At 35.5% G+C, this 15,965-nt stretch carries 14 protein-coding genes; 8 read left to right on the plus strand and 6 right to left on the minus strand.

The window, feature by feature from the left end; genetic code table 11:
* Positions 1-40 precede the first annotated feature (40 nt).
* The gene (mtaB, locus tag PXC01_RS10275) at positions 41-1,369 is read left to right on the plus strand and encodes a tRNA (N(6)-L-threonylcarbamoyladenosine(37)-C(2))-methylthiotransferase MtaB (protein WP_276472213.1); all 1,329 of its coding nucleotides are present in this window, start codon (positions 41-43) and stop codon (positions 1,367-1,369) included.
* A 38-nt stretch (positions 1,370-1,407) separates the two neighbouring features.
* Here the strand turns inward: mtaB and PXC01_RS10280 are convergent, their stop codons facing one another.
* Positions 1,408-1,704: a GNAT family N-acetyltransferase gene (locus tag PXC01_RS10280; protein ID WP_276472214.1), complete on the minus strand. Its 297-nt coding sequence runs from the start codon at positions 1,702-1,704 to the stop codon at positions 1,408-1,410.
* A 188-nt stretch (positions 1,705-1,892) separates the two neighbouring features.
* On the opposite strand from PXC01_RS10280, the gene PXC01_RS10285 reads away from it, so the two are divergent.
* Both PXC01_RS10285 and PXC01_RS10290 read left to right on the plus strand, forming a co-directional pair.
* On the plus strand, positions 1,893-2,543 hold the full coding sequence (locus PXC01_RS10285; RefSeq protein WP_276472215.1) for an alpha/beta hydrolase: 651 nt from the start codon (positions 1,893-1,895) through the stop codon (positions 2,541-2,543).
* A gap of 65 nt (positions 2,544-2,608) precedes the next feature.
* A complete protein-coding gene (locus PXC01_RS10290; RefSeq protein ID WP_276472216.1) occupies positions 2,609-3,565 on the plus strand; it encodes a lytic transglycosylase domain-containing protein in 957 nt (318 codons plus the stop codon).
* A gap of 2 nt (positions 3,566-3,567) precedes the next feature.
* On the opposite strand, the gene PXC01_RS10295 is transcribed toward PXC01_RS10290, so the two are convergent.
* Complete coding sequence (locus PXC01_RS10295) at positions 3,568-4,083, minus strand: DUF2892 domain-containing protein (protein WP_276472217.1); 516 nt, start codon at positions 4,081-4,083, stop codon at positions 3,568-3,570.
* Positions 4,084-4,350: 267 nt separating this feature from the next.
* Here PXC01_RS10295 and rpmH point away from each other — a divergent pair, with 267 nt between their 5' ends.
* Together rpmH and carB are read left to right on the plus strand one after the other, a co-directional pair.
* Positions 4,351-4,512 carry a 50S ribosomal protein L34 gene (rpmH, locus tag PXC01_RS10300; protein WP_036155072.1) on the plus strand — a complete coding sequence of 54 codons (162 nt, stop codon included), beginning with the start codon at positions 4,351-4,353 and terminating at the stop codon, positions 4,510-4,512.
* Positions 4,513-4,601: 89 nt separating this feature from the next.
* Positions 4,602-7,454 (plus strand): carbamoyl-phosphate synthase large subunit, encoded by a 2,853-nt coding sequence (gene carB / locus PXC01_RS10305; RefSeq protein WP_276472218.1) that lies wholly within the window; start codon positions 4,602-4,604, stop codon positions 7,452-7,454.
* 45 nt (positions 7,455-7,499) lie between these two features.
* On the opposite strand, the gene PXC01_RS10310 is transcribed toward carB, so the two are convergent.
* Positions 7,500-9,125, minus strand: a complete 1,626-nt coding sequence (locus tag PXC01_RS10310) for a long-chain fatty acid--CoA ligase (RefSeq protein WP_276472219.1) — start codon at positions 9,123-9,125, stop codon at positions 7,500-7,502.
* A 215-nt stretch (positions 9,126-9,340) separates the two neighbouring features.
* Between PXC01_RS10310 and PXC01_RS10315 the strand changes: the two genes are divergently transcribed.
* A complete protein-coding gene (locus tag PXC01_RS10315) occupies positions 9,341-10,618 on the plus strand; it encodes a hypothetical protein (RefSeq protein WP_276472220.1) in 1,278 nt (425 codons plus the stop codon).
* A gap of 39 nt (positions 10,619-10,657) precedes the next feature.
* Positions 10,658-11,878, plus strand: a complete 1,221-nt coding sequence (locus tag PXC01_RS10320; RefSeq protein ID WP_276472221.1) for a Pycsar system effector family protein — start codon at positions 10,658-10,660, stop codon at positions 11,876-11,878.
* Between the two features lie 10 nt (positions 11,879-11,888).
* Here the strand turns inward: PXC01_RS10320 and PXC01_RS10325 are convergent, their stop codons facing one another.
* From PXC01_RS10325 to gndA, 3 genes are read right to left on the minus strand one after another with little or no spacing between them, the layout of a single operon-like run.
* Positions 11,889-12,227, minus strand: coding sequence for a ribose-5-phosphate isomerase (locus PXC01_RS10325; protein WP_276472222.1), 339 nt, complete (start codon positions 12,225-12,227; stop codon positions 11,889-11,891).
* A 47-nt stretch (positions 12,228-12,274) separates the two neighbouring features.
* Entirely contained in the window at positions 12,275-12,814 is a 540-nt protein-coding gene (locus PXC01_RS10330; protein WP_276472223.1) for a DUF3124 domain-containing protein, read from the minus strand.
* A gap of 10 nt (positions 12,815-12,824) precedes the next feature.
* The gene (gene gndA, locus PXC01_RS10335) at positions 12,825-14,225 is read right to left on the minus strand and encodes an NADP-dependent phosphogluconate dehydrogenase (RefSeq protein ID WP_276472224.1); all 1,401 of its coding nucleotides are present in this window, start codon (positions 14,223-14,225) and stop codon (positions 12,825-12,827) included.
* Positions 14,226-14,409: 184 nt separating this feature from the next.
* Between gndA and zwf the strand changes: the two genes are divergently transcribed.
* A complete protein-coding gene (gene zwf, locus PXC01_RS10340; RefSeq protein ID WP_276472225.1) occupies positions 14,410-15,942 on the plus strand; it encodes a glucose-6-phosphate dehydrogenase in 1,533 nt (510 codons plus the stop codon).
* Positions 15,943-15,965 lie beyond the last annotated feature (23 nt).

Here is a 15,965-nt window from a genome sequence, read left to right on the forward strand (position 1 = left end):
ACGGTTTACGTATTTTTGTCCTCTTAAATAGATTGTTAAAATGAAGAAGAAGGTGGCTTTTTACACTTTGGGGTGTAAGTTGAATTTTTCAGAGACTTCTACCATAGCCCGCAGTTTTGCGGACGAGGGATTTGATAGGGTAGATTTTTCAGAACATGCGGACATGTATGTTATTAATACATGTTCTGTAACCGATAATGCCGATAAGAAGTTCAAGACCATTGTAAAAAAAGCGCAAAAGATTAATCCTGATGCTTTTGTGGCTGCCGTAGGATGTTATGCGCAATTAAAACCAGAAGAATTAGCAGATGTTGACGGTGTAGATTTGGTTTTAGGGGCTACGGAAAAATTTAAAATTACCGACTACATAAATGATTTGACCAAAAATGATCACGGTCAAGTTCATTCATGTGAAATAGCAGATGCGGATTTTTATGTAGGTAGTTATGCTATTGGTGATAGGACAAGGGCGTTCTTAAAAGTCCAGGATGGATGTGACTATAAATGTACGTATTGTACAATTCCACTCGCGCGTGGCATATCTAGAAGCGACACCTTGGAAAATGTTCTTAAAAACGCTGCGGATATATCAGAGCAAGGAATCAAAGAAATTGTTTTAACGGGAGTTAATATAGGTGATTACGGAAAGGGAGAGTTTGGCAATAAAAAACACGAGCATACTTTTTTAGAGCTAGTCCAGGCATTAGATGATGTTGATGGTATTCATCGTTTAAGAATTTCGTCTATAGAGCCTAATCTATTGAAGAACGAAACCATTGAGTTTGTATCTCAAAGTAAAACTTTTGTACCTCATTTCCATATTCCGTTACAAAGTGGCAGCGATGATCTTTTAAAATTGATGAAGCGCCGTTATATGACGGATCTTTATAAAGAAAGAGTAGAAAAAATTAGGGAGGTAATGCCAAATTGCTGTATTGGTGTTGATGTTATTGTAGGGTTTCCTGGTGAGACCGAAGAACATTTTTTAGAGACATATCACTTTTTAAATGAATTGGATATTTCATATTTGCATGTCTTCACCTATTCCGAAAGAGATAATACTCCTGCTGCTACTATGGATGGCGTAGTGCCTAATAAAGTTAGAAGTAAGAGAAGTAAAATGTTACGTGGATTATCTGTAAAGAAAAGAAGGGCGTTTTATGAGAGTCAGCTAGAGAATGAGTTAACCGTATTGTTTGAAGGGGAAAACAAAGAAGGATATATCCATGGATTTACCGAGAACTACGTAAAAGTAAAATCTCCATGGGATCCAGGGTTGGTAAATACCTTGCATAAAGTGAAGCTAACTGAAATAGATAATGATGGTCTGGTTAGGTTCAATTTTGTAAAAGAAGAAGTTGAAGTATAAAATAAAAGCCTTTCAATAGAAAGGCTTTTTTAATTTTGTTAGATGCGAATGCCAATTGGTAGCATTTCTTTGTATTGTCTTCTGTTCTTACGAAGAAAGCCTGCAATATGCGGACTTGTAGGTACAACTCTAAGATTTCTTTCTTGAATAATACTTAGAACGGATTTGATGAAGTTTTCTTTGAAATTTTCATCTTTAATTTCTTCTGGAACAACTAATTTGGTAAGGAATACCTTTCGTTCTTGAGAAGAATATTCAATTCTGGCTAAATGACCATCTACGGTAGTCTCAAATTGTCGCAGAAAAGAATTGTCATTAATGATAACATCGTTCATATAGATAATTTTAGTGTTGTTATTAGACAAAAAAATTACGATGTTCTCATATCGTAATTAGTCTTTTGTAATGCTGTATAGAATTAAACACATGGAATAAGATGTGTTTTTCACATTATCTTACAAAAGTAGTTAAAAATTACTTAATTTCCTAGTTTTTACTACGTTTCGTAACTATACTAGCTATTATGATCCATGTGTATTGTATGCCGGGAATGGCTGCAGGTCCCGCTATTTTTGAGTATATAAAGTTACCAAAAGAAAATTTTGAACTTCATTTGCTAGAATGGAGTATTCCTACAAAAGGTGTATCACTAAGTGAATACGCTAAACAAATGAGTAGCATGGTAAAGCATGAAAACGTGGTTTTGTTAGGGGTGTCGTTGGGCGGAATCTTGGTTCAAGAAATGACAAAGTTTGTAGATGTAAGAAAAGTGATAATCGTTTCAAGTGTAAAAACAAGGTATGAGTTGCCAAAAAGGATGCTTTTTGCAAGATATACCAAAGTACATAAGCTGCTTCCTACAGGCTTGGTCAACAATATAGAACTTTTGGCTAAATATGCCTTTGGAGAAAGTGTAACAAAGCGGCTGTCATTATATGAAAAATATTTATCGGTTAGGGATAAGGGTTATATAGATTGGTCTATAAACGAGCTGGTAAATTGGAAACAAGAGATACCATGTAAAAAATTGGTGCACATACAGGGTGAAAAGGATACCGTTTTTCCAAAAGAAAATATTACTGATTGTATAGTTGTACCTAAGGGAACACATACCATGATTATACATAGGGCAAAATGGTTTAACCAGAACTTGGCAACAATTATTTTGGAATAAAATAGTTCTATATATACCTTTGGTAGACAGGAAAATTGATAGAAATAATATAAAAGATAAAATTCATGAAAACTATTAAGAATATATTGATGTTGTTGGGTGTGGTATTTGTTGCGGGTACATTGATATTTGCTGTAGGAAATACTACAGGTATGGCAAATAATGATAAGGTAGTTGCAAATGATAGTGTTCAGACCAACGTTTCTAAATCTTATAAAATTTCATCTATTGATATTCCTGAAAATTTAAATTTTGCAGGTGAAGTAGTTCCTCAGTCAGATCCAGAAATATTAGAGCGAATTGATCGTGAATTTTTAGTAAATACATATTGGCAGTCAAACGCGGTTCTATTGATTAAAAGGGCCAATAAATATTTTCCTATAATAGAACCAATTCTGGCGAAAAACGGCATTCCGGATGATTTTAAATATTTGGCGGTAGCAGAAAGTGGGCTTACCAATGTGGTGTCTCCTGCAGGAGCGACCGGATTTTGGCAAATAATGAGAGAAACAGGTAGGGAATATGGTCTGGAGGTAAACTCTAATGTAGATGAGCGCTACCATTTGGAAAAATCGACAGAGGTTGCCTGTAAGTATTTGAACAGATGGAAGAATAAGTATGGTAGCTGGGCCTTAACAGCGGCAGCTTACAATGCAGGACCTGGAGCTATCAATAAATACATGGGTATTCAACAAGTAGACAACTATTGGGATCTGTTGCTAGGTAGTGAGACCGGTAGATACGTTTTTAGAATAATGGCCATTAAAGAAATCTTGTCTAATCCTGAAAAGTATGGTTTTCATATTGATAAGGAAGATATGTACGAAGCCGTACCAACATTCAATGTAGAAATTGATAAGCCGGTAAGTGACTTTGCTGATTTTGCACAAGAATATGAAATCAACTACAAAATATTAAAGCGCCACAATCCTTGGTTGAGAGAGGCGCATTTAAATAACAGTTCTCGTAAAAAATACACTATAGAAATACCTAACAAAGGGTATTATAGAGAATCTAAATAATACTAGATTTTCTTCATCTGTTGTTGCATCATTTTGATCTGATCTGTCAACATGTTGTTCTTGTCTAATTTTTTAGCCTCGTTAAGTAGCATGGTCGCTTCTCTTTTGCGGCGTTTCTGCATGGATATGCCTGCTAAGCTTAATTTCGCCATGGCCACATCATAATCCATCGTTAATCCAAGTTTAAGTGCTTTTTTAAAGTATTTCTCTGCTTGGGTTAAATTGGTCTGGGAAAAAATGATTCCGTGTAAATAGTTATAGTATCCTTGTTGTTTAACGGTTAATGCAGCTTCAGGATTTTTAATTTTATCCAGCCAGTTTTTAGTACCGGCCAAATCTTGCTTTCGCATTCGTAAAAATGCTAAAAGAATGATCTCGTTCCTAAAATACAAAAAGATAAAAATTAACGATAACAAGATTAGAAAAATGCCATTACCAATATTACCTTCAAAAAACTGGTAGACAGAATAGGCTATTATGAGTCCGGCTATGATTAATTTTAAATTTTTATTGAACATATTTTAAGTTTATTGATCTTATTAATTTTTAGTTGGGGTTTTTGGTTTTTAGCAAAACCCTATTAAAATATAGCTATTACGGTGCAAAATTTCAATTCGGGCAAAATTAATCAAAAGCTTCGTTTTGTGACGTACGGATTTATAAAAATATTTTTTTTCATAACCCTTGCTAAAGCAAAAACTCTTTGTATATTTGCGCCCAGTTTTACCCGTTCAATTAAAAGGGCAAATTTCAAAATTAATACAAAGCACTTAATTATATAGGCGATGAGCAAGAGAACGTTTCAACCATCAAAGAGAAAAAGAAAGAACAAACACGGTTTTCGTGAGCGTATGGCTTCCGTTAATGGAAGAAAAGTTCTTGCAAGAAGAAGAGCAAAAGGAAGAAAGAAATTAACTGTTTCCTCTGAACCAAGCCATAAAAAATAATGATTTCATTGTTTTAAAAATATTTAGGTGTTACTTTTCTGAAAGTAGCACCTTTTTTTTGTCCAATTCCCATATTAAATTGTTATAAAATGCCAAAAAGAAAAGATTTAAAATCCATTTTGTTAATAGGATCTGGTCCTATTGTTATCGGTCAAGCATGTGAATTTGATTATGCAGGTAGTCAATCTCTACGTTCGTTACGTGAAGACGGTATAGAAACTATTTTAATAAATAGTAACCCTGCAACGATTATGACAGATCCATCAATGGCAGATCACGTGTATTTAAAGCCATTGACTACAAAATCTATAATAGAGATTTTAAAGGCTCATCCTCAGATAGATGCAGTTTTACCGACTATGGGAGGTCAAACCGCTTTAAATCTTTGTATAGAAGCCGATAAAAAGGGGATTTGGGAAGATTTTGGAGTAGAATTGATCGGTGTAGATATAGACGCTATAAATATTACCGAGGATAGGGAGCAATTTAGAGAGTTAATGTTGAAAATTGGTGTTGGCATGGCACCACAGGCAACTGCAACCTCTTTCTTAAAGGGTAAGGAAATAGCCCAGGAATTTGGTTTTCCATTGGTAATACGAGCTTCATATACGCTTGGTGGTGCAGGAGCTTCCATAGTTTACAAGCCCGAGGATTTTGACGAACAATTAAGTTATGGTCTTGAGATTTCGCCTATACATGAAGTTATGATCGACAAAGCCTTAATGGGATGGAAAGAATATGAATTAGAGCTGCTTAGGGATAAAAACGATAACGTTGTTATTATTTGTGCTATCGAAAATATGGATCCTATGGGTATTCATACCGGTGATTCTATTACAGTGGCACCAGCGATGACACTTTCAGATAGAACATATCAGAAAATGCGTGATATGGCTATACATATGATGCGTAGTATAGGTGATTTTGAAGGTGGTTGTAACGTACAGTTCGCTGTAAGTCCTGATGAAGAGGAAGAAATTATAGCCATTGAGATCAACCCAAGGGTGTCTAGATCATCGGCATTGGCTTCAAAAGCAACTGGTTATCCTATTGCAAAAGTAGCAACTAAATTGGCTATTGGTTATACGCTTGACGAATTGGATAATCAAATTACAAAATCCACTTCGGCATTATTTGAGCCAACATTAGATTATGTAATCGTAAAAATACCACGTTGGAATTTTGATAAGTTTGAAGGTTCTGACCGAACATTAGGTTTGCAGATGAAATCTGTAGGCGAAGTAATGGGTATAGGACGTTCTTTTCAAGAAGCGTTACACAAGGCAACACAATCATTAGAAATCAAACGTAATGGCTTAGGTGCAGATGGTAAGGGGTATAAGGATTATAACAAAATTATAAGTAAGCTTACCATTCCTAGTTGGGACAGGGTATTTGTAATTTATGATGCCATACAAATAGGTATTCCGTTAAGTAGAATACATGAGATCACTAAGATTGATATGTGGTTCTTAAAGCAGTATGAAGAGCTTTATTTCTTGGAAAAAGAAATTTCTAAGTATACGATAGCGACACTTTCAAAAGACTTGTTGTTAGAGGCAAAACAAAAAGGTTTTGCAGATAGACAAATAGCCCATATGGTAGATTGTTATGAAAGTGAAGTGTATAACAAACGTACCGAACTGAATATTAATAGAGTTTATAAATTGGTAGATACTTGTGCTGCAGAGTTCAAGGCAATGACGCCATATTATTATTCAACTTTTGAAGCTGAAATAGAAAAGCCTGATGGTACACGTTATGTAGAAAACGATAGTGTAGTTACGGATAAAAAGAAAATTGTTGTTCTTGGGTCCGGACCAAACAGGATAGGTCAAGGTATAGAATTTGACTACTGTTGCGTTCACGGAGTCTTGGCAGCTGCTGAGTGTGGTTATGAGACTATTATGATCAACTGTAACCCAGAAACCGTTTCTACGGATTTTGATACTGCGGATAAGTTATATTTTGAGCCGGTATACTGGGAGCATATATATGATATTATTCGTCATGAAAAACCAGAAGGTGTTATTGTTCAGCTAGGTGGGCAAACAGCTCTTAAATTGGCAGAAAAGCTCTCTAAATATGGTGTTAAGATAATTGGTACCAGTTTTGAAGCTTTAGATTTGGCTGAAGACAGGGGTAGTTTCTCCGATCTTTTGAAAGCGAACGATATTCCTTTCCCTCAATTTGGAGTAGCTGAAACGGCTGATGAAGCATTGGCGCTATCTGATGAGTTGGATTTTCCACTTCTGGTAAGACCGTCTTACGTACTAGGAGGTCAAGGAATGAAAATTGTAATCAATAAGCAAGAATTAGAAGAGCATGTAGTTGGTCTGTTACGCAAAATACCTAATAACAAATTACTGTTAGATCATTATTTGGATGGTGCTATAGAAGCGGAAGCCGATGCGATCTGTGATGGTGAAGATGTTTATATAATTGGTATAATGGAGCATATTGAGCCTTGTGGAATTCATTCCGGCGACTCAAATTCTACCTTACCGCCATTTAACCTTGGTGAATTTGTTATGCAGCAGATTAAAGACCATACCAAGAAAATTGCCTTGGCTTTAAATACGGTAGGTCTCATCAATATACAATTTGCCATTAAAGATGATATTGTATATATCATTGAAGCAAACCCAAGGGCATCACGTACGGTACCTTTTATCGCAAAAGCGTATAAAGAACCTTATGTAAATTATGCAACCAAGGTAATGTTGGGCGAGAAGAAGATCAAGGATTTTAGTTTTAATCCTCAACTAGAAGGTTTTGCTATTAAACAGCCGGTATTCTCATTCAACAAATTCCCTAATGTAAATAAGAATCTTGGTCCTGAAATGAAAAGTACCGGAGAAAGCATCTTATTTATTGATAGTTTAAAAGATGATGAGTTTTACAACCTTTATTCTAGACGTAAAATGTATTTAAGTAAATAGTCCATTAACCGGACTTATGTTATAAGTAGAAGGGAAACTTTATTTTTAGAGTTTCCCTTCTGCGTATAATCTCCTTATTTCTTTCTTATCAAATTTACCAACACTTGTTTTTGGTACTTCATCAATAAACTTATAATTTTCTGGTATTTGATAGTTGGCAAAGTCTTTTTTCAAATATTCCTTTAATTCATCAGGGGATACAGTTTCTGTGTTATTGGTTAAAACCAATGTTGCCAAAGGTCTTTCTGACCATTTTTTATCTGGTATGGCAATTACTGCGGCCTCTTTAATTTTTGGGTGAGACATTAAGGCCAATTCCAAGGCAACACTAGATATCCATTCACCACCACTTTTAATTAAATCTTTTGTACGATCAGTGATTTCCATATAACCGTTTTTATCAATAGTGCTTACATCACCAGTTCTAAACCAACCGTCTTTGGTAAAGCTGTCTCGGCTATTGGTCTTAAAATAAGACTTTATTACCCATGCGCCCTTTACCTGTAATTCTCCCATAGTTTTGCCATCTCTGGGTGCTACTTTACCGTCATCACCAACAATACGCATTTCTATGCCGGGAAACTCGATTCCCTGCTTGGCGCGTATTTTAATTTGCTCTTTCTCGTTAAGATTTTCATGTTTTTTCTGAAGTCTACTTGCGGTACCAAGTGGAGACGTTTCTGTCATGCCCCAAGCTTGGACACCTTTAATACCAAAATCCTTTTCAAAATTTTCGATAAGACTAGCCGATAGGGCAGAACCGCCTACTAAATATTCTTCTAAAGCCAATTTGTCCTTTGGAGGATTTTTTTTCATTTCCTCATAAACGCCTCTCCATATAGAAGGTACACCGTTGGCCTTGTTAACATTTTCGTTTTTAAGAATTCTTATAATGGATTCCGGTCCTAAGTGTAAAGAAGGCATTACCATGTCTGATCCTGTTAAAAGGCACATGTAAGGAAAGCCCCAGGCCATAACATGAAATTGTGGTACAATCAATAATATGACATCCCTGTTACTATAATTACCCGCATTGGGCGATAGTATTGTCATTGCATGTAAATAGGTAGATCTGTGTGAGTATAATACCCCTTTGGGCATGCCTGTAGTTCCGCTCGTATAGCACATGCCGCTAGCATCGTTCTCGTTCAGTTCTGGCCAGTCTATCGTTTCTAATTGCTCGCCTATTAAATCTTCGTAATGTATAATATTTTGTAAACTCGTTGTAAAACCTTTAGGGGCATTTATTATAATGAACTTTTCTACCGTTTCTAATTTTGGTGCAATTTTTTCTAATAAGGGAACTAGGGTGGCGTCTACAAAAATGACCTTGTCTTCAGAATGATTGATTATAAATTCTGTCTGTTGAGATGACAGCCTAATATTTATAGTATGGCAGACTGCGCCAATACCCGGAATTCCATAATATAGTTCCACATGTTGGTAATGGTTCCAGGCAAAAGTGCCTACCATATCCCCTTTACGGATGCCAAGTTTGTTTTTTAATGCATTTGCCAATTGACAACATCTTTTGTAGAGTTGGCCGTATGTATATTCATGTCTACTTCCATCAGGTAGGTAAGAGATTAGTTTTTTATCGGGAAAGGCGCTTTTTGCATAATTTAATATGGTAGTGGTGGTTAGTGGGTAATCCATTATCAATCCATTCATAAAAACACACTTTTAAGTTATTCAATTTGCTTAGCTATTAAATTTAATCAAATTATAATGAGAATTCATTAATTTTTTAACATTCAAAAAAATGATGTACCCTATAATGTTCAGAATAAATGGTCTACTGTTTAAGGTTAAAAAATAAATTTATCAGAGGATTCATTAAGGCCATTAAGCTGTACTCTTGTTCTGAGAAAATTAAATTCTGCAAATTGAAAAAAATAGCATTCTTGATCTTGGTTTTATTTTTGGTGTTCTTGGGATTGACCTATTGGTCACTATCCAGTACGGATAAATCTTTTGAAACTTGTAAGATTGTTGGGATTGCCGATGTTGAAGAAATTGACTTTAGCAAGTATGATTCTGTATTGGTTGCTGCAAGCACACTATATGAAGGAAATGGTTTAAAAAATGTGATGCAGGGAGAACAGTATAGAAAAGCATGGTCTACTCCTGTAAAAGTTTCAATTCTTTACTTGAAGGATATTAATGGTAATGCAAAAATAGTGGAAGAGGGCGGCGGCCATCAAACACATTCTTTAAAACTACGGATAGATGATGGTACCTTAATGACATTGCGTAGTGTTTCTAAAGACCCTTCTCCTTTAATTCCAAAAGTTGCCAAGACATTAGGGTTAGAAAATATTGTGGTTGACGGTATCTCTGCCCAACATCCATATGCTGCATTGGTCGTAGCAAAACTTTCTGAAAAAGCTAAGATTTTAAATACCAGACCACAACTGGTATTCTTGCCAAAACAAAAACAGCTATTAAATTATAACGAGAAATATGGTAATCGACTTTTTCTTTTGGAATATGAAACAAAGGGAAATGCAAACTGGTTGGGAATACAAAATGTAGATAGTTTATTGGATACGGATGATTTACAAAAGTTGAAAATGAAAAATCCCGATAAGGTTCACGTAGTCATAAATTCATTGGTCAGAGCACGTTTATTTGATTTGCTGATAGGTGATTGGGATCGTCATGCCAAACAATGGGGTTGGGCTATTGAAAACGCAGGTAATTCAATAAATGCAATACCGTTACCATGTGATCGGGATAATGCTTTTTTTAATCTAGAAGGTATTTTGCCCAGTATAATTTCTAACGATGCATTTCTTCCGGAGGTGCAATCTTTTGAAAAGGAAATTGATTTTCTTCCCGGACTAATCTCACCGTTTGATGTTTATTTTATGCAAGACGCCCCTGCATCGGTATTTGAAGAAGAGGCTAGGGTTTTGCAAGAAATGCTAACTGATGGGGCAATAGAATCATCTTTCTCCGTATGGCCAAATGACATTTATGAATTGGATGGAAAAGAACTTATTGCCAAAATAAAAAGTAGGCGCAACCATCTTCTAGAGTATGCAGCGCTATTTCATAAAGAATTGGTGAAAAGTGAAAAATTGGATACAGCCTTAAAAGGGTCTGAAGATATACAGATGACCAAAGAACAAATGGCTTGTTTTAATTGCATTGGCAACTAATTTTTACATGAAATAATTATAAACGACAAACTTGATGTTATGAAAGAATCTACCGTAGCGAAAGCTGAGAAGTATATTAGAAACTTGTTATCTGAACAGATGAACAAAAATTTTCTATTTCATAGTCAGGGTTATGCCAATAAAACCGTAGAAAAGACCAAAAACGTTTTGGAATTTGATTCAGGAGAGAATGTAGTAGTAGATGATGTATTGTTGGCTACATGGTTTCTTCATGCCGGTTTTGCCATAGATTACCAGAATCATGTACAGGAGAGTGTACAATTGGCTACAAAGTTTTTAAATGATAATGATTGTTCAGGGCAGCGCATTGCCAATATTGTTAAATTGGTAGAAAATGCATGGAGCGATGAAAAGCCTACCAACCATGCAGAAGCAGTACTCAAGGATGTTCGTACATGGTTTTATGCATCGGAGGATTTTGAGGAGATGCTACAATTATTAAGATTGGAACTGGAGAATTTTAATAAAAACAATCTTGACCTAGATACATGGCGATTAAACTATTTGGAAAAACTTCGAATAGAACATCGATATTACACGGATTATGCAAAAGAAAATTGGCAGGAGCAGAAAGAAAAAAATATCTTATCGCTAATCTCTAGGCTACAAAAAGCTGAAAAAACCGAAAAGAAAGAAAAACTAAAAGCAAAATTAAAAGATGATAGTCCGCAACGTGCCATTCAATCTTTATATCGAATAGAACTTAGGAATCATATAAAATTGAGTGATATAGCGGATACCAAGGCTAATATTTTATTATCCGTAAATGCTATTATCATTTCCTTGTTGTTGGCAAATCTGATACCGAAACTGGATTCACCATCAAATTCGTATTTAATTTATCCAACAGTAATTTTTGTTCTATTCAGTATTGCATCTATGATCATGTCCGTTTTGGCTACACGGCCAAAAGTGAGTAATACGGATGTTGTTGAAAATGAAATTAAGAAGAAGGATACCAATTTTTTGTTCTTTGGAAATTTTCACACCATGACTTTGAGTGACTTTAAATCTAAGTTAAGGGATATTATAAAAAGCAAAGAGTCTATTTATGATTCTTTGAGTATGGATTTATATTATCTAGGGAAAGTATTACAGGAAAAATATAGATTGTTACGGTTAACGTATACGGTGTTTCTTATTGGCGTTATACTATCTGTTATAGCATTTGGCTTTGCGCTAAAATATTACGGTATGGAAGATGAACTTTTAGATGCCGTAACACCCTTGCCAAAGTAATTGATTGTCACTAGTTAAACCAAACCGCGTATATTTTGCGTCTAAGTTCAAGTGCTAATTGCTCTTCCATTTTTAAAGCCTGGGCTCTTGTTTTAATTGGATCTATGTGATTAAAAAGACTTCCGCGTAGATACAAGCCGTATTTCTGAACAATTTTAGAGGAAAGGTTATGTCCTTTTTTACTTAAAGAACCATTTTTATGTTGGTTAAACCGCTCTTTAGGGGTTTTGCTTGTCATGCCTACATATAAACATTCTAGTACACCGTTAAATTGAGGATTTGCCTCCCGAAATTTTCTGTTTTCGGTATATACTTTTTTAGATAGTTCAATAACGTAAATAGAATACATGTACTTTAGTATGATAAACGGACTTTAATTACGTTCATTTGCTTGGGTTATTCCTCGATAACCTCAATCCCGTCAGTAGTAAAAGAAAAAGCTTGAGCGCCAAGGCCACCTACCATCACTGCTTGAAATAATGGATTTAGTCGTTTTTTAGCGTACCAATCTATTAAAAAATTAGCCCCGCTACCACCAGAGGTATCTTGTTGTTCTATAACATAATCAATAGATTCCATTGGGGTAAGGTAAATAGGGGAGTCTATATAACTTCTTACCAAATCTCCCTCTGTATTGTAATAATCGATCTTGCTTACGAACAAACTGTCCTTTAAACTGGTATTTCTTATGCTTAGGGTAGCGGTAAGAAGGGTTCTTGAGTCTCTTGTTTGATTATAGATATCTGAGTATATAGGCACATATACTTGCCTAACAAGAGAATCATTTATAGTAGCATTTGCAGCTCTGTTCAAAGTATGGTTATCCAGTATTTCTACAGGAACTTCTTCTTTTGAAGGTTGCTTGCAGGATATAATTGTAATTGCAGAAACAACCAAAAGGCAAATGCTACTAAAAGATATGTGTAATTTTCTCAAATTTTAAAATTTAATCTTCCCATTCTGTATGAAAAATACCTTCACGGTCTAAACGCTCATAGGTATGAGAGCCAAAGTAATCTCGTTGTGCCTGTATAAGGTTCAAAGGTAATTTACTAGAGGTATAGGCATCAAAATAAGTAAGCGAATTTGATAGACCAGGCAACGGAATTCCGTTTTGTGCACCAAATGCTACCAGTTCCCTTGCGGCACCTACGGTTTCTTTTACTTTATCCACAAAATTTGGAGATAGCAATAAGTTTGGCAATGTTGGTTCGGCTTTAAAGGCCTCAGTGATATCGGCTAACAATCCGGCACGAATGATGCAGCCTGCTCTCCAAATTTTAGCAATTTCAGAAATATCCAAGTTATAACCATATTCTCTAGAGGCATCCGCTAATTGATGAAGACCTTGGGAATAAGTGATGATAAATGAAAAGTATAAAGCCTTTTCCGTTAAGGATTCTAGCTTTTCTTTATCCATGTGTGCTACGGTTGGTCTGTCATATAAGGCATCGGCTTTAATTCTTTCGTCCTTCAATGCAGAAAGTTCTCGCATACTTACGGCAACATCTATTGAAGGAACGGGAATACCAAGATCCATGGCATTTTGGCTCGTCCATTTACCAGTACCTTTTTGTTTGGCCTTATCCAATATTTGATCTACCAATCTGCCTTCAGTTAAATCATCTTTTTGTTCAAAAATTTCAGAAGTAATTTCAACTAAGAAAGATTGTAATCTTCCTGAGTTCCATTTCGCAAAAGTACCGTGCAATTCATCATTATTGTAATCGCCTCCTTTTTTGAGCACATCATATATTTCAGATGTTAACTGCATAAGTCCATATTCAATACCGTTATGAACCATTTTCACGTAGTTACCGGCAGATTTTGGACCTAGGTATGCTACACATGGTTCGCCGTTATATTTGGCGGATACGGCTTCAAAAATTGGTTTTATATGTTCATATGCAGATTTTGAACCACCTGGCATAATACTAGGTCCTTTACGGGCACCTTTTGCTCCACCGGAAACCCCTGCTCCAAAAAAGTTGATACCTCTCTCTTGTAAGTAAGATTCTCTTCTGTCCGTATCGGTAAAGAAAGAGTTACCGCCGTCTATTATTATATCTCCCTTGTCAATATGCGGTAACAGAGATTCTATAACGGCGTCTACAATTTTCCCTGCAGGTACCAAAAGCATTATTTTACGTGGTTGCTTAAGGTTCTTTACAAACGTTTTTATGTTGCTAGATGCACTTACCTTATCTAAATCTCCTCCTAAAGTCTTTAAAGTCTCTACTTTTTCATCATCTAAATCATATCCGTAGGCAGAGAATCCGTTGTCGGCCACATTGAGGATAAAATTTTGTCCCATTACTCCAAGACCTACTAAACCAAAATCGTACATAAATTGAATGTTTTATAATTAGAATACATCAAAATGTTACAATTTTTAATTATTTATTGTCAGTAACATAATGTGAATCAAAAATAATTTAAAATATTGACTTTAAATCCAAATTGTATCTTAATAACGCCCAATAATGGCTTACTTTTTAAGATATTTGAAGAATAAAGAATATCTACCTAAAATGAAAAAGACAGAAAATCAAATGCTCATAATCTTTGGGGCATCTGGAGATTTAACGGCAAGAAAACTTATACCTGCAATATTCAATTTATATAAGGGAAATGACTTACCTGATAATTTTGTGGTACTGGGTGTAAGTAGAAGTGATCTTGGCGATTTAAAATTTAGGAACAAGGTAGTTTTAGAAAGCCCTTATTTAGAACAGGAGCGTGAGGAATTTGATGCAGATTATATTCAAAAATTTGCAGATAAGCTCTTTTACGAAGATTTGGGTTCTGATTATGATATATCATATGAGCGTTTGGAAAAGCGCATTTCTGATCTTGATCAGAAATATGGTACGGAAGGCAATCATATGTTCTATTTGTCTACGCCACCAAGCTTATATGAACCAATAGCAAAAAATTTATCTGACCAAGGTCTAAATGATGAAACAGAGGGTTGGAGAAGAATTATAGTAGAAAAACCTTTTGGGTACAGTTTAGAATCGGCAAAGGAATTAAATGACGGTTTGCATACCTATTTTAAAGAAGGCCAGATATTTAGAATTGACCATTACCTTGGTAAGGAAACTGTTCAGAATTTATTGGTAACACGTTTTGCCAATAGCATTTTTGAGCCACTTTGGAACAGAAATTATATTCACCATGTAGAAATTACGAATGCCGAAAGTGTAGGTGTAGAAAAAAGAGGAGGATATTACGATAAATCTGGGGCATTAAGAGATATGTTTCAGAGTCATTTATTGCAGATAGTAGCGTTGATCGTAATGGAGCCACCGTTGAGTGCAGATGCAGAAGAAATTCGTAATGAGAAGCTGAAGGCATTAAAGTCGCTCAGGATCATGAACGACGAGAAAACACTTTTTGAAAATACGATCAGGGCACAATACGTGTCCTCTAAAATAGACGGACAAGAAGTAAAGGGCTACAGAGAAGAAGAAGGGGTTGATAAAAACTCAACTACAGAAACCTTTGCGGCGGTGAAATTCTTTGTGGATAACTGGCGTTGGGCAGATGTTCCCTTTTACGTAAGAACGGCCAAACGTATGCCTACAAAGGTAACAGAGGTAGTTATACATTTTAAAACTCCGCATCATCAAATTTTTAAGGAATCTGGTATTAGTAACAAGGACAACAAGTTGGTAATACGTATTCAACCAGATGAAGGTATTCTAATAAAGTTCGGTGTTAAAGTACCGGGGCAAGGGTTTGAGGTAGAACGTGCGAATATGGATTTCTATTATTCCAGTTTAACCGAAACACATGTTATGGAAGCTTATGAGCGTCTTTTGTTAGATGCGATGCAAGGAGATGCTACTTTATATGCAAGAGCGGATGAAGTTGAGGCTGCCTGGGCTTTTGTGGATCCAATTTTAGATTACTGGAAAGATGGAAAGGATGTAAAAATGTACGGTTATGCGGCCGGAGTTTGGGGTCCTGAAAATGCCAATGAGTTAATTGAAGGTGTTGGCGAATGGAGAAATCCTAGCGAGAATTTGGCAGATGAATCGGGCTACTGCGTAATTTGCTAATTGGTTATAAGATTAATTAAAGC

Source organism: Maribacter huludaoensis (assembly GCF_029350945.1).
Lineage (GTDB): Bacteria > Bacteroidota > Bacteroidia > Flavobacteriales > Flavobacteriaceae > Maribacter > Maribacter huludaoensis.